Origin of the sequence: Aeromonas sp. R7-5, assembly GCF_040908015.1 — a bacterium.
GTDB classification, from domain to species: Bacteria; Pseudomonadota; Gammaproteobacteria; order Enterobacterales; family Aeromonadaceae; genus Aeromonas; species Aeromonas caviae.
Genome location: NZ_JBFOCZ010000035.1, coordinates 1 through 23,222, shown reverse-complemented (window position 1 = coordinate 23,222; position 23,222 = coordinate 1). Strand labels below are relative to the sequence as shown.

18 protein-coding genes and 4 tRNA genes are annotated in these 23,222 nt (G+C 62.7%); 7 read left to right on the top strand and 15 right to left on the bottom strand.

What is annotated here, in order from left to right:
- Nucleotides 1–72 precede the first annotated feature (72 nt).
- Complete coding sequence (locus AB5Y53_RS19950) at nucleotides 73–948, top strand: DMT family transporter (RefSeq protein ID WP_221366126.1); 876 nt, start codon at nucleotides 73–75, stop codon at nucleotides 946–948.
- Between the two features lie 52 nt (nucleotides 949–1,000).
- Here the strand turns inward: AB5Y53_RS19950 and AB5Y53_RS19945 are convergent, their stop codons facing one another.
- A complete protein-coding gene (locus tag AB5Y53_RS19945) occupies nucleotides 1,001–2,494 on the bottom strand; it encodes a histidine-type phosphatase (RefSeq protein ID WP_368183017.1) in 1,494 nt (497 codons plus the stop codon).
- A gap of 383 nt (nucleotides 2,495–2,877) precedes the next feature.
- Here AB5Y53_RS19945 and AB5Y53_RS19940 point away from each other — a divergent pair, with 383 nt between their 5' ends.
- A complete protein-coding gene (locus tag AB5Y53_RS19940; protein ID WP_039039727.1) occupies nucleotides 2,878–3,210 on the top strand; it encodes a hypothetical protein in 333 nt (110 codons plus the stop codon).
- Between the two features lie 114 nt (nucleotides 3,211–3,324).
- On the opposite strand, the gene AB5Y53_RS19935 is transcribed toward AB5Y53_RS19940, so the two are convergent.
- The 7 genes from AB5Y53_RS19935 to plsY all read right to left on the bottom strand — a co-directional run bounded on the left by AB5Y53_RS19935 (nucleotide 3,325) and on the right by plsY (nucleotide 6,848).
- Nucleotides 3,325–3,924 (bottom strand): Yip1 family protein, encoded by a 600-nt coding sequence (locus AB5Y53_RS19935; protein ID WP_029314835.1) that lies wholly within the window; start codon nucleotides 3,922–3,924, stop codon nucleotides 3,325–3,327.
- A 237-nt stretch (nucleotides 3,925–4,161) separates the two neighbouring features.
- On the bottom strand, nucleotides 4,162–5,505 hold the full coding sequence (locus AB5Y53_RS19930) for a potassium channel family protein (protein WP_368183016.1): 1,344 nt from the start codon (nucleotides 5,503–5,505) through the stop codon (nucleotides 4,162–4,164).
- Between the two features lie 266 nt (nucleotides 5,506–5,771).
- Nucleotides 5,772–5,847 (bottom strand) — tRNA-Asn (locus AB5Y53_RS19925).
- Nucleotides 5,848–5,855: 8 nt separating this feature from the next.
- A tRNA-Phe gene (locus AB5Y53_RS19920) sits at nucleotides 5,856–5,931 on the bottom strand.
- 3 nt (nucleotides 5,932–5,934) lie between these two features.
- Nucleotides 5,935–6,010 (bottom strand) — tRNA-Thr (locus AB5Y53_RS19915).
- Nucleotides 6,011–6,062: 52 nt separating this feature from the next.
- Nucleotides 6,063–6,138 (bottom strand) — tRNA-Phe (locus AB5Y53_RS19910).
- Between the two features lie 47 nt (nucleotides 6,139–6,185).
- Nucleotides 6,186–6,848: a glycerol-3-phosphate 1-O-acyltransferase PlsY gene (gene plsY / locus AB5Y53_RS19905; RefSeq protein WP_029314836.1), complete on the bottom strand. Its 663-nt coding sequence runs from the start codon at nucleotides 6,846–6,848 to the stop codon at nucleotides 6,186–6,188.
- A gap of 171 nt (nucleotides 6,849–7,019) precedes the next feature.
- On the opposite strand from plsY, the gene folB reads away from it, so the two are divergent.
- The 3 genes from folB (at nucleotide 7,020) to AB5Y53_RS19890 (ending at nucleotide 8,500) form a co-directional block, all read left to right on the top strand.
- Nucleotides 7,020–7,391: a dihydroneopterin aldolase gene (folB, locus tag AB5Y53_RS19900; RefSeq protein ID WP_010675798.1), complete on the top strand. Its 372-nt coding sequence runs from the start codon at nucleotides 7,020–7,022 to the stop codon at nucleotides 7,389–7,391.
- Nucleotides 7,391–7,900: a 2-amino-4-hydroxy-6-hydroxymethyldihydropteridine diphosphokinase gene (gene folK / locus AB5Y53_RS19895; protein ID WP_042865424.1), complete on the top strand. Its 510-nt coding sequence runs from the start codon at nucleotides 7,391–7,393 to the stop codon at nucleotides 7,898–7,900. Before folB ends, folK begins: the two co-directional genes overlap by 1 nt.
- Before the next feature lie 117 nt (nucleotides 7,901–8,017).
- Nucleotides 8,018–8,500, top strand: coding sequence for a YbaK/EbsC family protein (locus AB5Y53_RS19890; RefSeq protein ID WP_042864868.1), 483 nt, complete (start codon nucleotides 8,018–8,020; stop codon nucleotides 8,498–8,500).
- 9 nt (nucleotides 8,501–8,509) lie between these two features.
- Here the strand turns inward: AB5Y53_RS19890 and mdtD are convergent, their stop codons facing one another.
- From mdtD to AB5Y53_RS19870, 4 genes are all read right to left on the bottom strand, one after another.
- Nucleotides 8,510–9,937, bottom strand: a complete 1,428-nt coding sequence (gene mdtD, locus AB5Y53_RS19885; protein ID WP_368183015.1) for a multidrug transporter subunit MdtD — start codon at nucleotides 9,935–9,937, stop codon at nucleotides 8,510–8,512.
- A gap of 22 nt (nucleotides 9,938–9,959) precedes the next feature.
- Complete coding sequence (locus AB5Y53_RS19880) at nucleotides 9,960–11,087, bottom strand: GTP-binding protein (protein ID WP_069785561.1); 1,128 nt, start codon at nucleotides 11,085–11,087, stop codon at nucleotides 9,960–9,962.
- Nucleotides 11,088–11,158: 71 nt separating this feature from the next.
- Nucleotides 11,159–12,565 (bottom strand): D-arabinono-1,4-lactone oxidase, encoded by a 1,407-nt coding sequence (locus AB5Y53_RS19875; RefSeq protein ID WP_368183013.1) that lies wholly within the window; start codon nucleotides 12,563–12,565, stop codon nucleotides 11,159–11,161.
- 115 nt (nucleotides 12,566–12,680) lie between these two features.
- Nucleotides 12,681–13,298 (bottom strand): LysE family translocator, encoded by a 618-nt coding sequence (locus AB5Y53_RS19870; RefSeq protein ID WP_109111860.1) that lies wholly within the window; start codon nucleotides 13,296–13,298, stop codon nucleotides 12,681–12,683.
- Between the two features lie 76 nt (nucleotides 13,299–13,374).
- Here AB5Y53_RS19870 and AB5Y53_RS19865 point away from each other — a divergent pair, with 76 nt between their 5' ends.
- Nucleotides 13,375–14,292, top strand: a complete 918-nt coding sequence (locus AB5Y53_RS19865) for a LysR family transcriptional regulator (protein ID WP_302097945.1) — start codon at nucleotides 13,375–13,377, stop codon at nucleotides 14,290–14,292.
- Here the strand turns inward: AB5Y53_RS19865 and AB5Y53_RS19860 are convergent.
- From AB5Y53_RS19860 to AB5Y53_RS19850, 3 genes are all read right to left on the bottom strand, one after another.
- On the bottom strand, nucleotides 14,289–15,860 hold the full coding sequence (locus tag AB5Y53_RS19860) for a cyclic diguanylate phosphodiesterase (protein WP_041213989.1): 1,572 nt from the start codon (nucleotides 15,858–15,860) through the stop codon (nucleotides 14,289–14,291). The two genes, AB5Y53_RS19865 and AB5Y53_RS19860, sit on opposite strands and share 4 nt — an antisense overlap.
- A 231-nt stretch (nucleotides 15,861–16,091) precedes the next feature.
- The gene (gene acnB, locus AB5Y53_RS19855) at nucleotides 16,092–18,689 is read right to left on the bottom strand and encodes a bifunctional aconitate hydratase 2/2-methylisocitrate dehydratase (protein ID WP_109111859.1); all 2,598 of its coding nucleotides are present in this window, start codon (nucleotides 18,687–18,689) and stop codon (nucleotides 16,092–16,094) included.
- Nucleotides 18,690–18,918: 229 nt separating this feature from the next.
- Nucleotides 18,919–21,222, bottom strand: coding sequence for a patatin-like phospholipase family protein (locus tag AB5Y53_RS19850; RefSeq protein WP_368183011.1), 2,304 nt, complete (start codon nucleotides 21,220–21,222; stop codon nucleotides 18,919–18,921).
- 273 nt (nucleotides 21,223–21,495) lie between these two features.
- Between AB5Y53_RS19850 and AB5Y53_RS19845 the strand changes: the two genes are divergently transcribed.
- Nucleotides 21,496–23,222, top strand: a 1,727-nt coding sequence (locus AB5Y53_RS19845; protein WP_368183008.1) for a methyl-accepting chemotaxis protein, incomplete at its 3' end; no start/stop codon positions are given.

The following is a 23,222-nucleotide window of genomic DNA, read 5'->3' as shown; positions in this document are numbered from 1 at the left end:
GCACAAGGCCAGTATTAGACCGGTTTTACCCAAGTCTCCAGATATATTTTACTGCCCATCGTCCTGCCCGGTATGAACACCATGCAACCCAATCCCAATGCCCTCTCCTCTCTTCTGGCCGTCCTGCTCGCCATGTTGTCGATCACCCTCGGCGCCTCCCTGGCCAAATCCCTGTTTCCCCTGCTCGGAGCCGCAGGCACGACCCTGTTCCGGCTGGGGTGCGCCGCCCTCCTTCTCTCCCTGGTGTTTCGCATCTGGCGTGTCCCCCTCGACCGACGCACCCTGCTGGGCGCCATCCCCTACGGCCTGTCGCTTGGGGCAATGAACCTGCTCTTCTATCTGGCCATCGCACGCATTCCCCTCGGCGTAGCCCTGGCCATCGAGTTCATCGGCCCCCTGACGGTGGCCCTGCTCTCCTCACGCCACCGGGCAGACTTCATCTGGCTGATACTGGCCATCGCCGGGCTGCTGCTGCTCTTGCCCCTGCGGGCAACACAGCAGGCCATCGATCCCCTGGGGGCAGCACTGGCTCTCGGGGCTGGCCTCTTCTGGGGGCTCTATATGCTCACCGGAAAGCGGGCAGGAGCCTTGCTGGGGACGCAGGCGCCGGCGCTGGGCATGTGGGTGGGCACCCTGCTGGTATTGCCCTTCGGGCTGGAGGGTGCGATCGAGGCGTCATTCACCGTCCCCGTGATCCTCACCATCATCGGGGTGGGGCTGCTCTCGAGCGCCATCCCCTACTCTCTCGAGATGTTTGCCCTGCGCCGCCTTCCCCTCAAGAGCTACGGCATTCTCACCAGCGGTGAACCGGCCATGGGAGCCTTGATGGGACTGGTATGGCTGGGCGAACAATTGCCCCCGTCCCAATGGCTCGGGATAACCGCCATCATCGCCGCCTCCATGGGCACCACCTGGCAGGCGGGTCGTCGACAAGCCGGCTCCGCCTGAACCAAAAAAAGCGGGGCCGGCGATGACCGGCCCCGGGGATGGCACGAGCGCGTCAGGACGAGTAGTCGTAACAGCGTTTGAGCTCGCCGAAGTCATAGAAGAAGCTGCCCACCGCAATGGGGGCGCAACCTGCCTTGAAGGCGAGCTCCTTCTCGTTGTAAAGCATCTTCACCAGCACCCGGCCGGCCTCGTTGCGGTAGACATCCCACTGGATGTTGGCCGCATAGGGAGAGACCCAGCCGCCACGCCATTCGTTGTTTTCCTGGCTCATCAGCACGCCGGGCTGGGCGCTCTGGCGGCTCCCTTCCAGCTTCATCAGGGCCGCCAGCGGGATCAGGGTCTCCGCATGGGCAAAGCGCAGCTTGGCGACATGCTCGCCCGCCTCTTCCACCACCTGGGTCTGTACCTCGTTGAAGAGGCCGTCAAGCAGGGGCTGGGCCACGGCGTAGGTGGCGCTCTGGCTGGCAAGACTCGGCCCCTTCTCGTAGAAGTCCTCGGCATCGGAAAGGTAGGAGAACCAGGCAGACTCCTCTGGCGTGATGAACTGCTCGAGATCCCAGGACCCGCCTTGTGCCTGCGCCTCCCGGATCATCCCCGGGCCGATGATGAAGAGGTTGTAGAGCATGAGGGCGGCGTCCACCTCGTCGCGCACATGGGTCTTGCCGCCGTCTTCCGGATTCACCGCCACATAATCCACCCCGGCGGCCAGCTCGTCGACGAAAGCCTTGCTGTAGAGACGCTCGAGCATCGCGCGGGCCATCACCCGGGTCCTGGGCAGGGCCTTGAGCGCATCGAGGACCTCGGTCAGCTCGGAAGCGGGAGCCACCCCGTTGTCTTCGTCCCCGACAAAGGCCTGATAGGCCTGGAAGGTGGGCAGATACCGGGTGTACTCCCCCTGCGGCTCGGTCTTGTGGAAGTAGAGCTCGAACTTGTTGCGCAGCCCCTTGTCGATCTCGGAAGGGTTCTCCTGGCTTACGTAACAGTCGGGGCTGTCCGTCACCAGAGAGACCCGTTTGGCCAGGCTCTGCATGAAGAAGTAGGCGCTTTCGTTGGCGCGATCCTTGCCCGATGTCTCGACCTTGAGGCAGAGGGGAGTCGATTCAGTGGTCAGCAGGGTGGGCAGCCGTTCGGCGAGCCGGGTCGCCAGGTTGGCGTGCTCCTCCTTGCCGAGCGCACTCAGCAGGCCATAGCCGAGGGTCTGGTTGGCGGCCGTGACGGCGTCCACCTTGGCGCCGAGCCGTTGGCCCAGCTCGGTCAAGGCCCCCTGTCTCGCGGCCTCCTCCCACACCAGCTTGGTCAGCACATCGTATTTGGGGCTGGACAGCGAGCGGGAGCCATGGCGTGCCACCAGTTCGGTGAAGACGGGACTAAAGCCTTCAGGGGCAACCTCATAGCTGTTCATTGCCTGACGGGCGGCATAGACCGCCTTGGTGCTGTATTGATAGTCGCCGACGGCGGGCGAGGAGGAGTCATTGCCCGAATTGCAGCCGCTCAGCAGGGTGGCCGCCACGCAGGCGGCAAGGGAGGAAATGCGAAACATAGTCATCCTTGAACCAGTGTGAAAATGAAGCCGCACAGTACGCACCGGATGTGACAATCCGGTGTCAGGTCTGGGAAATGCACCTCTCTCCGGAAGGGTGACTCCCCTCCAACCTGCCTGCTTCCTCCCCACAAAACATCATTCATATTTTTTGAACGTGTAGGCCAGTTTATCTCGCTAACAATGACCGGGTGAGGCGCTTAATATTCACACATCGCTTAGGCAGGAGCGCCAAGCCGCAAAACAACTGGTCGTTCATGGCAGTCCCCCATACACATGGGTGACAAACATCCGTGACAAAACAACACACCATTTGAATGACCTCTTGCAAGGATGCATTGATGCAGGCCTGTCAGGCCTTGCCAATGACATAAAAACCAAGAGAGTGAATGAACATGAAAAACGTGATCAAGATGCTGGCCGTTGCAGGCCTGATGAGCGCCGGTGTTGCCCAGGCTTCCGTCCCCGCCGACTTCAACGCCACCCCGGGTGTGCTGTTCGTGAACTGGCATGCCAGCGCCGCCATGGCCGGCAAGGCCAACCCCATGCTGGAGGTGCGCGATGAATCCGGTGATCTGGTAGCCTCCGTCCACGCCAACCTGATGGGTACCCAACAGGTACAGATCCCGAGCCGCGCCCAGGGCAACCTGACCGTCAGCCTCGGCGATCAGAGCAGCGATTACCGCATCCCGTTCGGCATCGGCAGCGGCAATCCCCGCTGATCAACGCAGACGACTTCCCTCCCGGGTCTGGCAAAGACACGCCGACCAGGCGAGAGATCAACGACAAGGGCGCCATCGAGGCGCCCTTGTCGTCGTTGCCGTCGGCATACACGGCTACTGGGTGAAGACGGGACCGAAGCCGGATCCCCACAGGATGGCCGTGGCAGCCAGTACGCAGACCAGCAACACCAGGCCGACCGTCACCACTGAACTGGCGTAGATGAATCCCTGCTCCTTGGTGATGTGCATCAGGATGGGCACGCCGATATAGAGCAGGTAGACGGAATAGGTCAGCCCGACCAAACCGATGAGCATCACGAACCAGAGATGCGGGAAGAAAGCGGAGAAGCCCACCATGAAGAGTGGCGTGGAGGTGTAGGCCGCCAGCTCCAGCGAGGTCGTGTAGCTGGGATCCGAGCCGAAGGTATGCCCCATCCAGTGCACCAGATAGGAGAGTGCCAGCACGCCGATGATGAGGGTCACGTACATGGCGACCGACAGCTTGAATGCGCTGTTGGCGGTCAGGGTGATGGGATCGCCGACCCCGATGCTCCAGCCGATGTGAACGGCGGAATAGTAGGCGCAGATGGGAGGGATAAGGGCCACGAGCAGGATGTGAGTCAGACTGTTTCTGAAGCTGTCGTGCCGCTCGTCTATGGTATGCCATTCGGTGTGGGGATGGGCATACAATCCCCATAAGTGATTCAATATCATAGCGTTATTCCTTCTCTACATCGGTGGTTGGCGGATCGATACCGGGCTTTCTCCTCTGATTGCGTCATGTCCGGGCGCTGGTGGCGCCATCGCTTGCCATGGCATGCGATGACTTTAAATAAAGTCGCTCCACCGCCGCTGCGTCAAGCAAGGTCGCCGGGACAGCCGGGAGGGATGGGAAGACAGCAGGAGGGCACCGGAGGCGGGCACTGATGGCACCCGCCGCCGGCACTCCCGTCAATACTGCTTGGTTTTCGAGGCAAAACCCGCGAGGAAGAGACCTGTCAGGAACATGCCGCAGAAGGCTTCGATGGCCGACAGCAGTTGCAGCGGCGAGGAGGTCTGGGAGATGTCCCCATAACCCAGGGTCACGAAGGTGACGATGCTGAAATAGAGGGAGCGCCCCAGATGGCCGTGGGTTGCAGACTCCGGTGCCAGGAAATAGGTCAGGGTCGCCAGCAGGATCACCCCCATCGACATCAGCAGGCTTCTGATGGGACGCTCCCCAAACCCCCAGGTGATGAAGCTGATGAACTTGCCCGCGCACTTGAGATAGCACAACAGGGAGAGCCAGCACTTCGTCATCGGACCGCTGCGCAACCAGCGCTCCCGGAACAGCTCCCGCGGGCTCGCCAGGGACTTCATCTCGTGCAGCTTCTCCTTGTAGTAGCACTCGCCGGCGTCGACGGTGTCACCCACGCTGGAGAAGAGACGCTTGGCATTGCGATAGAGTTTGCTCGCCTCGTTGTGGTCGATCCGCCCATTGTCGTTGTAGACCACCTCCACCTTGTCCAGGTTGGTGTGCTCCATGGTGGCATCGAAGTTCTTGGCGCTGACGCTGAAGTTTTTCAGCACCGCCCGGGAGGAGTGGAAGCGGATCTCCTCGCACTCTATGGTGAAGTCCTGAAAGACCCCGTCCTCCAGCGCCAGCTCCCGCTTCTTGGCCCAGGCCCTGTGGTCCCACAGCAGGGAGTCGAACAGATCGAGCCCGATCACCCCGCCATTGACCCTGACCCCCTTGGCCGAGCAGTGCCACAGATAAACCTTGGAGTTGTTGACGGCCCCATCGAGAGAGAGCTCGTCGAGACAGGTAAAATCGAGCAACCGGCCGGAGATGATGGGGCTTTTGAGGGCAACACCGCCGATGTTGAGCAGACGATGCTTGCCCAGCACCTGGGCCTCCCCCTTGTTGTTCTCCGAGACCGAGAGCAGGCTTTGCACCCGTTTCACCTCGTCATTGCCATGTTTTCCCGCCAGCCACATGCTGTAAGGCTCGAAACGGGTCTCCGAGCGGATGAGGCCGCTCTTGCGCAGGGATTCCAGTGCACTCGAGGCGCTCTCATACAAGCGGACCTTGTCGTCGCTCATGTAGACACAAAGGCTCAGCACGCAGCGGGAGCTGATGAAGCGGGCGATGCCGATCTGGAAGATCACGCTTTTTTCTATCTTCTGCTCCGCCATCCAGTCGTCGAAATGGGGCAACGACGCCACCAGCAGCGCCCAGATACGGGGATAATCGTTCTCACGCCGCCACTCGTTGAATAGCTCGGGGGAAAGCTGCCAAAGCTCTGTTGCATTCATGCATGACCTCACTCAAGAAACCGATCCCGTTTTGCCGGGCCGGGGTGACGGCAGGCGTCGATCACGACAGGGTGATCCGGCGGGCGCAGCATAGGGACTCACCACGCCATCATACTCGGCAGACGGGCCAAGTCACTGGGAGGAAAGATTCAAGAGGGGCGCTGCGACAGCTTTGTCACCGGACAGGACGCTTTTCGAACAGCGGGAAGCGGAACATCGAAAAACGGGAAAAGAAAAAGCCCAGCATTGCTGCTGGGCTTTTTATTTGGCTCCTCCTGCTGGGCTCGAACCAGCGACCTGCGGATTAACAGTCCGTCGCTCTACCGACTGAGCTAAGGAGGAATTATTCGTGGTGCCCAGAGACGGAATCGAACCGCCGACACGGGGATTTTCAATCCCCTGCTCTACCGACTGAGCTATCTGGGCAAATGGTGCCGGCTACCGGAATCGAACTGGTGACCTACTGATTACAAGTCAGTTGCTCTACCTACTGAGCTAAGCCGGCACACTTCAAACCATTGTGCATGAACACGTTTTTATTTCATGGCACCAAAATATGGTGCCCAGAGACGGAATCGAACCGCCGACACGGGGATTTTCAATCCCCTGCTCTACCGACTGAGCTATCTGGGCGTGGGCGCTATTAAACGGATTTTAGGGCAGGTGGTCAACGGGAAATTTCACTTTTCGTCTCGTTCGTCTCTTTTTTGCGCAGCATCATCCATTTTCATCACTTCTGCTGGCGGGACCGCTCCCCGGCGCCCCCAGAGGCGGGACTCCTCCCCCTTGAGCAGGCGGGTAATGTTCTCGTGATGACGGATCAGGATGAGACAGGAGAGCAGGGAGACCGGCAACGTGTATTCCGGTTTGAGCAGATAGGTAAAGAGCGGGGTCAGCAACACGGTCACGATGGACGCCAGTGACGAATAGCCGCTCACCAGCAGCACCAGCAACCAGGTGGTGATGACGGCGCCCCCCATGGCAAACCCAATGGGCAGCATGGTACCGAGGGCGGTGGCGACGCCCTTGCCGCCACGGAAGTGGAAGAAGAGGGGGTACATGTGGCCCAGACAGGCGGCCACTCCGATAAAGCCGAGGTAGACGGGCTTGATCTGCAGATACCAGGCGAGGTAGACGGGGGCCATCCCCTTGAGCACGTCGAGAAGCAGTACGATCAGCGCCGCCATCCGGCCGCCGAGGCGCAACACATTGGTCGCCCCCGGGTTGTGGGAACCATGGTCACGGGGATCCGGCAGACCCGTGATGCGGGAAACCAGCACGGCACTGGACAGCGAGCCGCCCAGATAGGCCAGAATAATCATCAAAATCGTCAGGGCCGTCATCTTGGTCGTTTTTACCACGATATGAATGGGGTATGATGCGGGCCACATTCCCAGGCCCGGGCTTGCCCGAAAGCGTGTCGCCCAAACCGGCCGCCAGCGGCAATCTGCTTGCCGGGCCTGCATCCCTGCGCTGTTTTCACAGCCCATCAAGAGTAAAGAAGAAGTACTGTCATGGACAAGGTGTTTATTCGCGGACTCGAGGTTTTGACCACCATAGGGGTATATGAGTGGGAGAAGGGCATTCGCCAGAAGCTCTGTTTCGACCTCGAGATGGGGTTTGACAACCGCCCAGCCGCCGCAACCGACGATATCAATCTGGCGCTGGATTACGCCACCCTCTCTCGCAAGATCTGTGATCACGCCCAGGGCAAGATAGTGGAGCTGGTCGAGACCATGGCCGAGCAGGTCGCCGCCCTGGTGCTGGAAGACGAGCGGGTACAGTGGGTCAAGGTGACCCTGACCAAACCGGGTGCCGTGCCCAATGCGGCAGGCGTCGGGGTCGAGATCCTGCGCCATCGCACGCCGGCTGCGAGCGCCAACTGATGACCCGCATCTATATCAGTCTGGGATCCAACATCGATCGGGAACGCCATATCCGCGCCGGCCTCGATGCCCTGCACGCCGAATTCGGCGAGTTGCAGGTCTCCCGGGTATTCGAGAGCGAGGCAGTGGGCTTCAACGGCCGCCCCTTCTACAACCTGGTGGTGGGTGCCGATACCGAGCTGCCCCTGGCGACCCTGTGCCAGCGGCTACGCGCCATGGAGTTCGCTCACGGCCGCGAGCCGGATGCCAAGAAGTTCGCCCCGCGCACCCTGGATCTCGATCTGCTGCTCTACGGCGAGCTGGTCTGCGAGACGCCGCTGGTGCTGCCGCGCGGCGAGATCCTCACCAACGCCTTCGTGCTCTGGCCGCTGGCGGAGCTGGCTCCCACATTCCGCCACCCCATCGATGGTCGCACCATCGGTGAGCTGTGGGCAGGTTACGACAAAGCCTCCCAGCGCCTTGACCCCATTCCCTTCCACTGGAAAGCGGGCGAATTGCAGCATCACTGAACAACAAGGGCACCCTCGGGTGCCCTTGTTGATGACTCCGCTGATGATGGATAAGAAACGGTGATTGGGCCTGCGCCGGTGCAAGTGGCAGGATGACCGCCATCACAGGAGAACCCCATGCCACTCGATGCCATTCACGACTTCAACCGTCAGTTGCTCACCGACCTGCCCCACCAGCGCTTCGAGCACGAACCCATCCTCGATTACGCCACCGACGAGCGGGTCAAGGCTCGCCTCGGCTGGCAGGCCGAGTTCAGCAAGACCCTTTTCCTCAAATTCAAGGATGGTCGCTTCGCCCTGCTGCTGACCCACAGAGACGGCCGGCTCGACAGCAAGGCGGTCAAGGCGGCGCTCGGTGCCAAACCCTCCATCTGCACCGCCGACGAGATGCAGACCGAGATTGGCTGCCTGCCGGGAGCCGTCTGCCCCTTCCTGCCCCGCGCCGACATCCCCCTGCTGGTGGATCCCGTGCTCATGAATCACCATGCCTTTACCTGGACACCGGGCCACCCCGAGCAGACTTTCCTGCTGGAGACCACCCACCTGGCCGGACTGCTGGCCCGATTGCCCTGCGACGTGAGCTACCTGCCCGCCCCCTGAGCCTGGGACTCAGCGCTTTTCCCGCGCCAGCTGGGCGAAGATCAGCGCCGCCAGCATGGACATCAGGCCGATGCACAGATAGGTGAGGTGGAACCCCTCCAGCCAGCGGCCACTCTCCTCGGGCTGGCCGATGGAGAAGAGCCCCAGCAGGCTGGCGGCGATGGCCACCCCCAGGCTCATGGAGAGCTGCATCACCACCGACAGCAGACCGTTGCCGCTGCTGGCGTGCTCGCTGCTGAGATCCTGCAGGGTCAGGGTGTTCATGGCGGAAAATTGCAGGGAGTTGATGGCGCCAAAGACCGCCAGCCACACCAGCAGTACGCCGTGGGGCACCTGGTTGTCGATGAAATAGAAGCTCGCGATCATGGCCCCGAGCGCCAGGGTGTTGCCGATGAGGATGCGGCGATAACCGATGCGCGGAATGAGCTTGTTCACCAGCGTCTTGGTCAGCATGGCGCCGATCACCGTGGGGATCATGGTCATCCCCGCCTTGCTCGGGGAGAAGCCGAGCCCCAGTTGCAGGAAGAGCGGGGTGAGAAACGGCATGGCGCCGCTGCCGAGGCGGGCAAACAGATTGCCCCAGATACCGATGGCGAAGGTGGACGTCTTGAACAGCGCCAGACTGAACAGGGGCTGCTCCGCCGTGGCGGCATAGAGCCAGTAGCTCGCCATGGCGGCCAGACCGAACAATACCGCAAACAGGGCCCAGCCGGTTGAGATGCTGTGCTCCCCCAGGCCTTGCAGACCGACGGATACCAGCACCATGCCGACACTGAACAGCACAAACCCCTGCCAGTCAAACCTGGCGGTGTGCTGGCGAAGGTCGGGCATGAAGTGCCAGCTCGCCACGAAGCCGAGCAAGCCCACCGGCAGGTTGATGAGGAAGACCCAGTGCCAGCTCGCCACCTCCACCAGCCAGCCCCCCAGGGCCGGGCCGATGAGGGGGCCGAGCAGACCGGGGATGGTGACGAACGACATCACCCTCAGCAGCTCATGCTTGCTGTAGACCCGCAGCACCGCCAGACGCCCGATGGGCATCAGCAAGGCCCCCCCGACCCCTTGCAACACCCGGGCGATCACCAGCATGGGCAGGGTGTTGGCGATGGCACAGGCCAGGGAACCCAGGGTAAACAGCAGGATGGCGACCAGATAGACCCGGCGGGTGCCGAATCTGTCCGCCAGCCAGCCGGAGGCGGGAATGAGCAGGGCCACCGTCAGCATGTAGGCGATGATGACGGACTGCATCTGCAGCGGACTCTCGCCCAGGGCCTCGGCCATGCTGGGCAGGGCAGTGTTGAGGATGGTGCCATCCAGGGTCTGCATGAAAAAACCGACCGCTGTCAGCCAGGGCAGCCATTTGCGCTGGGCGGGCGTCACCATCGGGGAGCTGTCAGGCATGGTTCTCTCTCTCCTCATCACATAAGAAAAGACCCGCACGAGCGCGGGTCATATCAGCATATCAGGCATCCGGCTGGCCGAGCATGGCCTTGAGGTGCTCTTCCAGGCTGGGTTCGGGGGCCTTGAGGGTTGAGAGGAACAACTGCTCTATGCCTACCCTGTCCTGGCTCTTCACGATGAACACCAGCCGGGACTGGGCCTTGCCTTCGGGCCACTCCCCCAGCGCCTGCAACGGATAGAGCTGGCCGTGCACGCCGTGGATCACCACGGGCTGGCTCTCCCCTTCCAGTTGCAATATCCCCTTGAGACGCAGCAGGGCATCACCGTATTGCGCCTGCACCGCATCGATGGCGGCCAGCAGGCGGGAGGGCTTGAGCGGCTCGCCGATGCGCAGGGAGAAACTTTCGATATTGCCGTGCTCGAAGCGGGTGGGCGCGGCCGTCCCCACCTTGGCGGCAAACGGCGTCATCTTCGGCTGCATGGGCGAAGCCAGCCCCTGTTTCGGGGATTCGGTACGCAGCCAGGCCAGCAACTGGCGCACGTCGCGCCCCGCCGCCTCGTTGTAGGCGCCGAGCTTTTCCAGCACCGCGGGTGAGAGCACCCCATTGCTGACCCGCTGGATGGGAGCTGCCGGATTGAGGGTCGCCAGTTGGGCTTCCACCCGAGCAAGGGTCTCTTCATCCACCAGATCGCCCTTGCTCACCACTAGCAGATCCGCCAGCGCCACCTGTTTGACCGCCTCATATTGAGCCGCAAGCTGCTGCTCGATATGACCGGCATCCACCACGGTGACGGTGCCGTCGAAGCGGTAGCGCTGGGCGATAAAGCCCTCTTCCCTCAACGTGAACAGCACGGGGGCCGGATCGGCCAGACCCGTGGTTTCGATGATCAGCCGTTTGAAGGGTTTGATTTTGCGCTGGATGGCCTTCATGAAAAGCCCCTGCAGCGCCTCCACCAGGGAGCCCTGCACCGAGCAGCAGATGCAGCCGGAATCGAGCAGCACCACCTGCTCGTCCACCTGCTGTACCAGATGGTGATCCAGCCCCACGGAGCCGAACTCGTTGATGAGCACGGCGCACTCCCCGAGCTCGGGCTGCTTGACCCAGTGGTTGAGCAAGGTGGTCTTGCCGCTTCCGAGAAAACCGGTCAGCAGGGTCACGGGGATGCGGGTGTCTTGCATGTCTGTCATCGGGTTGCCCCCCCTCTGATCGGCAGGAGGATGAGTAAGCGAGTGTCTTGCATATCGGTCATGTCAGATCCTTACCGGTTGGCGAACAGGTCGCCGAGCCAGCGGTTTTCGAAACGGCCATGGGGGTCAAGCTCCCGCTTCAGGGCCAGGAAGTCGTGCCAGCGCGGCAACAGGGCCGGGAAGTCGTAGAGGTCCATCGCCAGGTGCTTGCCGAAATGGGGAATGCCGCCGAGGGGCACCAGCAGTTGCTGCAACTCGCGCATCTGCTCCATGGAGCCCCCGACAAAGGTCCCGTCCGCCGCCAGATAGACCAGAAAACCTATCCAGCACACCGACTTGTCATGGGCGGCACTGAGCCAGGCCACGGAGGGACCGGTGCAGCGCAGGATGAAGGGGTAGTGCAGCACGCCGGGGTTCGCCTCCTGCCATGCCTGCAGGATTGCAAGGGCCTCCCCCATGCGTTCGAGGGGCACGGCCACCTCGCAGTTGATCTGGGGAGCAGGGATCCCCTTGCAGAGGATCTGGTAGACGTTGCCCACCAGATCCGAGGCGTCCTTGAAGCGGCGTACCGTCTCGAAGTGCTCGCCTGCTCTGGCCTCGTCCTTGGTGTCTCTGGCCATCTTCTGCAGGGTCGCGTCTATGGTGGCATTGAGCGCCAGGTTCATGCGCTCGTCCATGTCTCCCTCCAGCACCAGCGGCTCGCAGCCACCGGCGCGGTAGCGGGCCACCTCTTCATCGGAGGCGGGATCCACCAGCCAGATGTGGCTCTCGCCGGTCCAGGCGAACCACCAGCTCTTCACGAAGGCGTGCTCCCGGTTGAGGCGCTCGTTGTGTTCCAGCAGGAAGGGGTAGTCGGTGGTGAACTTGGTGCAGCGCATGATGCGGTTGGGCACGGTGTTGAGGGTCACATCCAGCAGGATGCCGAGCATCCCCATGCCCATCACGAAGGCGCCGAAGCGCGGATCGGTGCGATCCACACGGATGATGTCGCCGCTCGCCAGCATCACGGTCAGGGCAGCCACCGCATCGCACAGGGCGGACTGGTGCAGTCCCTGCCCATGGGTGCCGGTGCTGAGCGCACCGCCCAGGGTCTGGATACCGATGACGCCGGGGGACGCCGGCAGCATGCGATCCATGGCGATGAGGTCGGCATAGACGGTATCAAGCGGCGTCCCCGCCAGGTAGGTCACCGTATCGGCAGTCTTGTCCAGCTGGCCGCGCAGGTGGTGCAGGTCCACCAGCAGCGCCTGGCTGCCTTCCGCGTAGACGCTGTGGATGGGTTCGAAAGAGAGGCCGGAGCCGATGAGCCGCAGCTTGCGCTCGGGATATTCCCGCAGCAGTTGCTGCAGCTCGTCACGGGTCGTCGGGCGCCACACCTGATCAAGGGCGCCGAGGGGGTTGGTTCTGGACCAGTTGAACAGCACCTCCCGATTGCCAATCGCCTTGATGCTGTGAAATGCCTGGAACCTGACCGTCATACCGCGCCTCATCTGACTTCAAAATGAGCGCCAATTCTACCGAAAAGTGGCTGCCAAGGCATGAAAAACAAGACCCTACAGTCGGGGGTGGATAGGGGGAGCCCCCCTCCCCGCCTCAGCGCGTCTGCTGGGTCAATGCCAGCAACATGCCGAATCCCACCAGCAGGCCCCCGAACACCCGATCGATCCAGTGGCGTACCGCCAGCAGTCGGTCCCGCACCTCAGGGGTGGAGAAGAAGAGCGCCACCGCACCAAACCAGAGGGCGTGCGCCAGCGCGATGAAGGCGCCATAGCCGATCTGGACCGCTAGCGGCGTCTGCGGCTGCACCACCTGCATGAAGAGGCTGACGATGAAGATGGTGGTCTTGGGATTGAGCACATTGGTCAGAAATCCGGTGCGCAGCGCACCCAGACTGGAGAGGGCAGGCTGGCAGATGCTCTCTTCATCGGCAGCCGGTTTGGCCCGCAGCATCTTGATGCCGAGGAAGATGAGATAGGCGGCCCCTGCCAGCTTGATGAGGTTGAACAGCCAGAGGGATTGCTGGATCAGCAGGCCCACCCCCAGCAGGGTGTAGGCCACGTGCACGCAGACCCCGGCCGCGATGCCGATCGCCGTCAGCACGCCGGTGCGGCGCGAGAGCAGCAGGCTGTTGCGCGACACCATGGCAAAGTCGGGCCCAGGGCTGATGACGGCAAAGAGAGTAATGGCGACAACGGCTAACAGTTCGGTCATGAAAATAGTCCTGATTAGAGGGGGTATCGGCTATTTTATTTGCCAATAACACCAATAACGAACGATGATTTCTGACATGAATGGTGAAAAAAACTCACAAAAAGCCCTCTCGCTTCCCTCCCTCACCGCCCTGCGCTGTTTCGAGGTGGCTGCCCGCACCGAGCATTTCGGCCGCGCCGCCGACGAACTGCACCTCACCCATGGCGCCATCAGCCGGGCGGTACGACTGCTCGAGGAGGATCTGGGGGTCATGCTGTTCGAGCGGCGCCAGCGCCGGGTCTTTCTGACCAACGCGGGTGAACGGTTCTATCAGGCGGTCAGGGAGGGGCTGGGCAGCATCCGCCAGACGGCGCAGGCCCTGCGCCAGCAGAGCCGTCCTCAATCACTGGTGCTCTCCTGCGAACCCACCCTTCTGATGCGCTGGCTGATCCCGCGCTGGCCCGCCTTCCAGGCCCTGCACCCGGAGCTGGACGTACACCTGATGGCGGGCGGCGGCGCCCTCAGCTTTGGCAGCGGCATCGATCTCGCCATCCGGCGCAACGACTTTCACTGGCCTGCCGAGCTCTACAACCAGTTGCTGTTCGAGGAGCGGACCGGCCCTGTCTGCCCGCCGGGCAAGGTAGCGCACTTTTTTGAATCCAGGGGGGATGTGCAGGCCCTCAGGCCAACGGCCCCCCGTCTGCACACCAAGACCCGTCCGGGCGCCTGGTTGGAGTGGCAGCAGCACGCAGGTATGTCCGCCGACGAGGAGGTGCCGGGTCAGACCTTCGAGCACTTCTATTTCAGCCTACAGGCGGCAGTCGCCGGGCTGGGAGTCGCCATCGGCCCCTACCGCCAGGTGTGCGACGATATCGAGGCCGGTCTGCTGGTGGCACCGCTCGGCTTCGTCCCCGACGGCACCGGCTATCACCTGCTCGCCCCCGCCCCTCCCGAGCCCGGCAGCCCCCACGACATCCTGGTGAACTGGCTGCACAGCCTGGTGGGCGCGGCCTAGCCCTGGGCGGTGCGCCCGGCGGCGACCTGTATCTCTCCCGCCGTCAGCTCCCGGCAGAACTGGCGTATCGGCATGGGGCGGGCAAACAGGTATCCCTGCAGATACTGGACCCCCTTGCCTCTCAGATAGGCGGCCTGCTGCTCCGTCTCCACCCCTTCGGCCACCAGGGACAAACCCAGCCGTCCCCCGAGGTCGATGACGTTGTCCACGATGTGCTCGGAGAGGGACTCCGTCCCGATACGGCCGATGAAGGAGCGGTCGATCTTGAGATAGTCCACGTGGAATTGCTGCAGATAGATGAGGCTGGAGTGGCCGGTGCCAAAGTCATCGATGGCGAGCTGCACCCCCATCTCGTCGAGCTGGCGAAACAGGGAGAGGGTCTGCGGGCTGGTCACCAGCAGCTCCCGCTCCGTGAGCTCCAGCACCAGCACCACCCGTCCCGGCACGAAGTGGCCGAGGAAGTCGCGGCACTCCGCCACCAGGGAGAGGTCCCGACAGTGGATGGCACTGATGTTGAAGCTGATGTGAAATGCCTCGGGCAGCTGCTCCTGTACCGGGTGGAGTGTCTTGGCCACCGTCTTCATCAGGTTGACCGTCATGGGCACGATCAGGCCAGACTCTTCCGCCTGGGGGATGAAGAGATCGGGGCGGATCAGCCCCTCGGTGGCATGTTGCCAGCGCATCAGTACCTCGGCTCCCACCATCTTGCCGCCCTTGCTGGCGATCAGCGGTTGCAGATAGGGGACAAATTCCCTGGCTCGCAGCCCGCGTCTCAGCTCGTCCGTCAGGGCCCCCGGCCGCCCAAGCAGCCACCACACCAGCAGTGAGAGCACCAGCGAACTGGCTCCCAGCCAGATCAGCTGCAGATGGCGAGCCTCCCACAGGGCACGCCAGTAGATCGGCATGGCATAACCGGCGTGGATGGTGAAGGGGTAACGCTGGGAGGCGAGTATCAGGGCAAACTTGCTGTGCAGTTTCGGCGGATCGCTTTGGAAGTGGCCGGACTCATCGAGCCAGGCGGACCCCACCTGCAAGAACAGCTCGCTGGGATCGCTGCTCAGGGTGAGCATGAAACTGAGCTGGCTGCTGTCAATGGCGCTCAGTGCCGCATCACGCCCCCGCTCCTGACGCACCACCAGCAAGGGGTGATTCTTGCGCACCAGGTTGCCGCTCATCAGCAGCAACTTGCGATCCGTGTAGCGGGATCCGTCATCCACTTCCCTGGCAGGCCCGAACAGCGAGGTGCAGTTGATGATCCCCTGTCGCACCAGATTGATGGAGCGCAGGAACGGCTCCAGCGCCACCCGCTTGCGCAGCAGCAACAGGTTGTCGCTGCAAGGTCGACCGGCCAGCGGCAATACCTCGAGGTTGGCCCGCTCGGCCTGATCCAGCATGCGCTCCAGCAAGGTTCTGGCCTTGCTGGCTGACGCGCTGGCATCGTTCTTCAGCTCCTGCTCGTAGCTGTCGTGCACCATCCACCCTCCCACCACCAGGGGCAGGGCCAACACCAGCAGGGCACAACCAAGGCGCCACTTCATGCGGGCCAGATCAATCCGGAACAGAAACATAGCAACCACGCCGCAATGCGCGGGCCCGCTTCGCAGGTACCGCGGTATAAAAGTGCCCACCAGGAAACGGTGGGGCCATCATGGCCAGACAACGAAAGCGCAACGCGCGTACCAGGCAAATCGACGACGCCGTTGCTGGGCATGGCGGGTCATTATCGCGCAGCCCCCTGAAATGGAAAATGCCGCGTCGAGACGCGGCATTGTTATTTTCAGTGGTCAGACCGGCGAGTCTCAGACCGCTTGCTGCAGGATCACCGCATCGGCCTTCTTGGTGTAGGAGGCGATCTCGTTGAAGTTCAGGTAGCGGTAGGTGTCAGCCGCAGTGGCGTCCAGGGTCTTGGCATACTGCAGGTACTCGGCCACGGTCGGGATCTTGCCGATGATGGCGGCAACCGCAGCCAGCTCCGCAGAGGCCAGATAGACGTTGGCCCCCTTGCCCAGACGGTTCGGGAAGTTGCGGGTGGAGGTGGAGACCACGGAGGCCCCTTCCGCTACCCGCGCCTGGTTGCCCATGCAGAGGGAACAGCCCGGGATTTCGATGCGGGCACCGACGCGACCAAAGATGCCGTAGTAGCCCTCTTCGGTCAGCTGATCCTTGTCCATCTTGGTGGGGGGGGCGATCCACATGCGGGTCGGCAGCTCGCCCTGGTACTTCTCGAGCAGTTTGCCGGCGGCGCGGAAGTGGCCGATGTTGGTCATGCAGGAACCGATGAACACCTCGTCAATCTTGTCACCCGCCACGTCGCTCAGCAGACGGGCGTCGTCCGGATCGTTCGGCGCACACAGGATCGGTTCCTTGATGGTGGCCAGATCGATCTCGATGATTTCGGCGTACTCGGCATCCTTGTCCGCTTCCATCAGTACCGGGTTGGCCAGCCACTCTTCCATCCCCTTGATGCGGCGGGTGATGGTGCGCACGTCGCCGTAGCCTTCGGAGAGCATCCACTTCAGCATCACGATGTTGGACTTCAGATACTCGATGATCGGCTCTTTATCCAGCTTGATGGTGCAACCGGCGGCAGAGCGCTCGGCGCTGGCGTCCGCCAGCTCGAACGCCTGCTCCACCTTCAGGGTCGGCAGACCTTCGATCTCGAGGATGCGGCCGGAGAAGATGTTCTTCTTGCCCGCTTTCTCGACGGTCAGCAGCCCTTTCTGGATGGCGGCATAGGGGATGGCATGGACCAGGTCACGCAGGGTGATGCCCGGCTGCAGCTCGCCCTTGAAGCGCACCAGCACGGATTCCGGCATGTCCAGCGGCATCACGCCGGTGGCGGCGGCGAAGGCCACCAGACCGGAGCCCGCCGGGAAGGAAATCCCGATGGGGAAACGGGTGTGGGAGTCACCACCGGTACCCACGGTATCCGGCAGCAGCATGCGGTTCAGCCAGGAGTGGATGACGCCGTCACCCGGACGCAGAGAGACACCGCCGCGGTTCATGATGAAGTCCGGCAGGGTGTGGTGGGTCTGCACGTCGATGGGCTTGGGATAAGCGGCGGTGTGGCAGAAGGACTGCATGGTCAGATCGGCGGAGAAACCGAGGCAGGCCAGATCTTTGAGCTCGTCGCGGGTCATGGGGCCCGTGGTGTCCTGGGAGCCGACCGTGGTCATCTTGGGTTCGCAGTAGGTGCCCGGGCGAATGCCCTTCACGCCACATGCCTTGCCCACCATCTTCTGGGCCAGGGTGAAACCTTTGCCGGTATCGGCCACCGGCTGCGGACGGCGGAACACGGTGGAGAACGGCAGACCCAGCGCCTCGCGGGCCTTGTCGGTCAGGCCACGGCCGATGATCAGCGGAATACGGCCACCGGCGCGCACTTCGTCGATCAGCACCTCGGTCTTCAGTTCGAACCGGGCCAGCACCTCGTCGGTACCGTGGCGGGTGATCTTGCCCTCATAGGGGAAGATGTCGATGACATCGCCCATTTCCAGCTTGGAAACGTCCACTTCGATGGGCAGGGCGCCGGCATCTTCCATGGTGTTGAAGAAGATGGGGGCAATCTTGCCACCGAGGCAGACGCCGCCAGCACGCTTGTTCGGCACGAACGGAATGTCGTCTCCCATGAACCAGAGCACGGAGTTGGTGGCGGATTTACGGGAAGAGCCGGTACCGACCACGTCACCCACGTAAGCCAGCGGGAAGCCCTGCTCTTTCAGGGAATCAATGGTCTTGATGGGGCCGATGACGCCATCCTTGTCCGGGGTGATGCCGGGACGGGCGTTCTTCAGCATCGCCAGGGCGTGCAGCGGAATGTCCGGGCGGGACCAGGCGTCCGGCGCCGGCGACAGATCATCGGTGTTGGTTTCGCCGGTCACCTTGAACACGGTGACGGTGATCTTCTCGGCCAGGGCCGGGCGGTTCAGGAACCACTCGGCGTCAGCCCAGGATTGCAGCACCTGCTTGGCGTGGGCATTGCCCGCCTTGGCCTTCTCTTCCACGTCGTGGAAGGAGTCGAACATCAGCAGGGTGTGGGAGAGGCCCTTGGCGGCAAGAGGAGCCAGGGTCGCATCGTCCAGCAGGTCGATCAGCGGCTGAATGTTGTAACCACCCTGCATGGTACCGAGCAGCTCGACGGCTTCGGCGGCAGTCAGGATGGGGGAATGGGCCTCGCCCTTGGCGACGGCGGTGAGGAAGCCGGCTTTCACATAGGCCGCTTCATCAACACCCGGGGGAATGCGGGAGGACAACAGTTCTTTCAGAAAGTCCTGTTCGCCGGCGGGCGGATTCTTGATCAGCTCAACCAGGGCGGCGACCTGCTCTGCGTCCAGAGGTTTGGCAACCACGCCTTCGGCGGCACGTTCTGCGACGTGTTTACGGTATGTTTCAAGCACGACTAATTCCTCTTTGGTCTTTTTTTTGGGGTTCGCCCAAGCTCGCGGCGATCGTCCTTGCGGGACACCCGTAGGGTGCCCCCCACTATATAAGTTTTAACGACTAATTAAAATCCAAACCCTGTGCAGTTATTCATCAAACCAGCATAACCATATAAACCCATTAGGTTTTTTTAGAGTGACAAGCCGCCCACCCAAGGTGAGTTAACAAAAAGGCAGCATTTCGCCCTTATTGGAACGTAGTGCCCAATTGCAGATAGAACATGTCGTGCCCCCCCTCCGCCACGCCATAGCCGAGGAAGATGGGACCGAGGAAACTCTCCACCCCCATATAGAGGGAACCCGAGGTATAGGAGGATTCGATGCTGATGTCCTCTCCCTTGTCCCAGACCCCCCCTTGCTCGAGGGAGCCCCCGAGGAACAGGGGCGCCTTGAAGGCACCGAAGTCGTTGTCCGCCACCCGGTAGATGTAGCGCAATCCGCCAAACAGGCTGTAGCGACCGCTCAACTGGTAATGCTGGAAGCCGGACATGCGGAACAGCCCGCCCAGATCCTGCACGAACAGCGGTACCGTCTCCTGGGAGCTTGAGCCGCCCCCTTCCAGCATCAGGTTGAGGCTGTGCCTGTCCCAGGACCAGGGCTTGATCATCACCAGCCGGTAATTCACCCCCTCGGCCTGCTCGGAGGGCGCGTCCGCGGGGTCGAGATCGACGTAGGAGTAGCCACCCTTGATGTCCCAGTAGACCCCCTGATAGGGGAAGTAGCGGCTGTCGAGGGTGTCGTGCTCGAAGCGGATGTAGGGTCCCCAGGCGGAGGCATCGGCATCCGCGTTGGTGAGGTTCTGGATCTCCACGCTGCCGATCTTGCCCTCCAGCCCAAGGGAGAAGCGGCTCCAGGGCTGGCGATTCCAGCCGATGGCGAGATCCACGCTGGTGAAGCTGTACTCGGAGTCCAGATAGCTGACCCCGGACGAGGACCTGCTCTCTTCCGGGAAGAAGACGCGTCGCTGGGTCTTGTCGTAGGCCAGGCTCGTCTCGCCGAAGTAGGTCTGGGAAGGCTCCAGCGGGGTGTAGAAGTCGGTCTTGAGGTGCTTGGCGGTCCCGAGGGACGCCTCGGTCAGCCACTCGCCTCCCCAGTCGTTGACGTTGGTAAGGGTGTAGGACATGCCGACGTTGTAGTTGGAGCTGCTCTCGAAGTCATCGGAGAAACCGAGCTGGAAGTTGAGATAACCCGGCCCCCAGTTCTTCTCGCTGGCATCCACCACCAGCACGTTCTCCCCGTCCCGCTCCTCCACCTCGTAGGTGATGCGATCGAACGACTCCAGGGCGTAGAGGCGACGGATCCCCGCCTCCAGGCTCTCGTAGGTCTGCACCTTGTCCGGACGCACGTTCAGCATGGCCCGCACCGTGTCGTCGGAGAGGCGCGACTTGTTGATGATCTCCACCTTGTCGATGTAGTAGGCGGGCTGGCCGCTGCGCTCGGCGCGCCGGCTCAGCTTGCCGTTGCGATAGTCGGCGTAGGCGGCGGGCGAGAGAGAGAGCGCATCGAGCCGGGCCGCTGCACTGTTGGCGACCGCCTCCCCGATCTTGATCCCCTCCGGCATCAGGGCGAAGTCGGCGATCCCCATGTTGCCGAACTCGGGGGTCAGCAGGATGTCCCTGGGGCCCAGCAGCGCCTTCTGCTTTTCGGTCCCCACCTGGGTCATGTAGGTGGTGAGCTGATCAATCATGGCCAATCCCGACTTGAGGGACTCCCGGGTACGCAGCTTGGCGCTGATGTCCACCGCGATCACCACGTCGGCCCCCATGGCCTTGGCCACGTCCACCGGCATGTTGTTGACCGTGCCACCATCGGCCAGGATGCGGCCGTCCCAGTCCACCGGCTTGAGGGCACCGGGAATGGACATGGAGGCCTGCATCGCCTTGGCGAGGCTGCCGTGATCCAGCACGAAGGGGGTCACCGTCTCCATGTCGGTCGCCACCGCGCGATAGGGGATAGGCAGGTTGTCGAAGCTCTTTTGCGCCGGCAGGTTGGAGGTGGCGTGGCGCAGCAGGCTGGCCATGGACTGTCCCTGGAAGAAACCGTCCGGCAGCTGGGTCTGGTCACCGTTGACCCCGATGTCGGTGCGCAGCTGGTACTTCTCGGTCTGCTGCTTCTTGCGCAGGGAGAGCTCGTCGCGCCCCACCTTGTCCTGATAGCCCTTGTTCCAGTCGATGGCCAGCGTCGTGCGCTCCACCTCCTCGGCGCTGAGCCCCATGGCATACATGCCCGCCACATAGGAGCCCATGCTGGTCCCGACGATGATGTCCACCGGGATGTGCTTTGCCTCCAGCACCTTGAGCACCCCGATATGGGCCGACCCCTTGGCACCGCCGCCGCTCAGTACCAGGGCGATCCTCGGACGCTCCATCTTGGTTGCCCCCGGGTTTCTGGCCGAAGGCGCGGGATCATTGGCTCCGGCCGCCGCCATGAACGGCAGGGTCGCCAGCAGGAGCACAAGCAGGTGGGTCCATCCCCGATGAAAGATGCGCATATGAGAGTCCATAAATCCGGTGCGAGTCGAGCGGGCAGGCCGCCAGTCAGGTGCAGCCTACTATAAGTGCAAGCACTTTAACCGCAAGCCGGGGTGCTGGCGAGGGGTCGCCCCGCTTGCAACGATGTCTTGGCAAAATCGGGCGCCAATCCAGTCCAATCCGGGTGTGAGCGCAAACGTTAATCGACAATAAAGGCCCCCGCCGCCTCAAGAGCGCGCCAAATCAGCCGCTATTATGAGTTCAACCCTGGTTCACACTTCCGAGTCACCCCTATGTTCGCAAGCCTGACACTGAAACAGAAAATTCTGGCCACCGTCATCCTCGCCGTGGCCCTCTCCTGCCTGCTGGTGGGCTATTTCAGCCAGCGTTCTGCCCAGCAGCTGATCGAGGACCGCATGTTCGAGCAGGAGCTGCCCAACCTGACCCAGCGCATCGGCAAGGAGATCGAAAAGGATCTCACCTCGGTAGCCAATGCCGCCAGACAGCTTGCCAACGACCGCTTCGTGCTGGACTGGGTCGAGCGCGGCATGCCCAAGGAGCAGGAGTCCATCCTCATCAACCAGCTCAAGGACATGACGAGCCAGTATGGTCTGGTCACCGCCTCCTTCGCCGATCGTCAGAGTGCCGCCTACTACAACCAGGACGGTTTTCTGCGCATCCTGAACCACGAGCAGGACAACTGGTTCTATGACTACACCAAGAGCCGCCAGGATCTGATGCTCAGCATCTTTCGGGAGAGCAACGGCGAGGTGAAACTGTTCGTCAACTTCCAGCAACTCGACGGACGCGGCCTCGCTGGCCTCGCCAAATCCCTCGACAGCATGGTCAGCATGCTCGCCAACTTCCGCATCGGCGACAGCGGCTTCGTCTTCATGACAGACGGCAGCGGCAAGGTGAAGCTGCACCCCGACGCCGCCCGCATCGATCGGGACAACCTGACCCAGCTGGCCAGCGGCAGTAGCACCAACCTGCTCAACAAGCAGCCCTTTGCCGCCACCCATGCCGAGGTCGACGGCCAGCCCGTGATCCTGGCCAGCAGCTACATCCCCCTGCTCAACTGGTATCTGGTGGCCCAGGTGCCGGAGGCCGAGATTTATGCCGAACTGGACAGAGCGCGCCTACACATGGTGCTGGTCAGCCTGGCCATCGCCGTCGGCATGGGGCTGCTCGGCGTTCTCCTGGCGGGCTCCGTGAGCCGCCCCCTCAACGAACTGGCCCGCCTGTTCCGCGAACTCGGCAGCGGTGATGGCGACCTCACCCATCGCCTCAAGGTCGATGGCCGTGACGAACTGGCCCAGGTGGCGACCGGCTTCAACAACTTTGTCGCCAAGATCCACGGCTCCATCGAACAGGTGGCGAGCAACTCCCGCCAGCTCGCCGCCACCGCCAACGAGGTGGCAGCCAAAGCCCAGCTCACCCAGCACAACTGCACCGCCCAGCGGGATCGCACCGTCCAGGTCGCCACCGCCATCCACGAGATGGGAGCCACCGTCAGCGAGATCGCCGGCAATGCATCCCTGGCAGCCGACGTCGCCAAGCAGGCCAACGAGCAGGCCGATGCGGGGGCCCAGGTCGTCGCCCAGGCCCGTCACGGCATCGTCGGCCTCTCCGGTGAAATCGAACAGGTCGCCGGGGTCATCGAGTCCCTGGCGAGCCAGACCGACTCCATCGGCAGCATCCTCGACACCATCCGCAGCATTTCGGAGCAGACCAACCTGCTGGCCCTCAACGCCGCCATCGAGGCCGCCCGCGCCGGCGAGCAGGGCCGTGGCTTCGCCGTGGTGGCCGACGAGGTGCGCAACCTCGCCAGCCGCTCCGCCGCCTCCACCGCCGAGATCCAGGGCATGATCAACAGCCTCCAGGAGCAGAGCGCCCGCGCCGTCAGCGCCATGGCCCAGGGCCGCAACCAGAGCCTGCGGGTGGTGACCCAGGCCGACGAGGCCAACGGCGCCCTCGACCAGATCACCGGGCACATCACCCAGATCAGCGACATGAACAT

Coding starts and splice junctions, on each gene's coding strand:
- AB5Y53_RS19950 (WP_221366126.1), top strand. CDS start 73: ATGAACACCATGCAACCCAATCCCAATGCCCTCTCCTCTCTTCTGGCC.
- AB5Y53_RS19945 (WP_368183017.1), bottom strand. CDS start 2,494: ATGACTATGTTTCGCATTTCCTCCCTTGCCGCCTGCGTGGCGGCCACC.
- AB5Y53_RS19940 (WP_039039727.1), top strand. CDS start 2,878: ATGAACATGAAAAACGTGATCAAGATGCTGGCCGTTGCAGGCCTGATG.
- AB5Y53_RS19935 (WP_029314835.1), bottom strand. CDS start 3,924: ATGATATTGAATCACTTATGGGGATTGTATGCCCATCCCCACACCGAA.
- AB5Y53_RS19930 (WP_368183016.1), bottom strand. CDS start 5,505: ATGAATGCAACAGAGCTTTGGCAGCTTTCCCCCGAGCTATTCAACGAG.
- plsY (WP_029314836.1), bottom strand. CDS start 6,848: ATGACGGCCCTGACGATTTTGATGATTATTCTGGCCTATCTGGGCGGC.
- folB (WP_010675798.1), top strand. CDS start 7,020: ATGGACAAGGTGTTTATTCGCGGACTCGAGGTTTTGACCACCATAGGG.
- folK (WP_042865424.1), top strand. CDS start 7,391: ATGACCCGCATCTATATCAGTCTGGGATCCAACATCGATCGGGAACGC.
- AB5Y53_RS19890 (WP_042864868.1), top strand. CDS start 8,018: ATGCCACTCGATGCCATTCACGACTTCAACCGTCAGTTGCTCACCGAC.
- AB5Y53_RS19880 (WP_069785561.1), bottom strand. CDS start 11,087: ATGACAGACATGCAAGACACCCGCATCCCCGTGACCCTGCTGACCGGT.
- AB5Y53_RS19875 (WP_368183013.1), bottom strand. CDS start 12,565: ATGACGGTCAGGTTCCAGGCATTTCACAGCATCAAGGCGATTGGCAAT.
- AB5Y53_RS19870 (WP_109111860.1), bottom strand. CDS start 13,298: ATGACCGAACTGTTAGCCGTTGTCGCCATTACTCTCTTTGCCGTCATC.
- AB5Y53_RS19865 (WP_302097945.1), top strand. CDS start 13,375: ATGAATGGTGAAAAAAACTCACAAAAAGCCCTCTCGCTTCCCTCCCTC.
- AB5Y53_RS19860 (WP_041213989.1), bottom strand. CDS start 15,860: ATGTTTCTGTTCCGGATTGATCTGGCCCGCATGAAGTGGCGCCTTGGT.
- AB5Y53_RS19850 (WP_368183011.1), bottom strand. CDS start 21,222: ATGCGCATCTTTCATCGGGGATGGACCCACCTGCTTGTGCTCCTGCTG.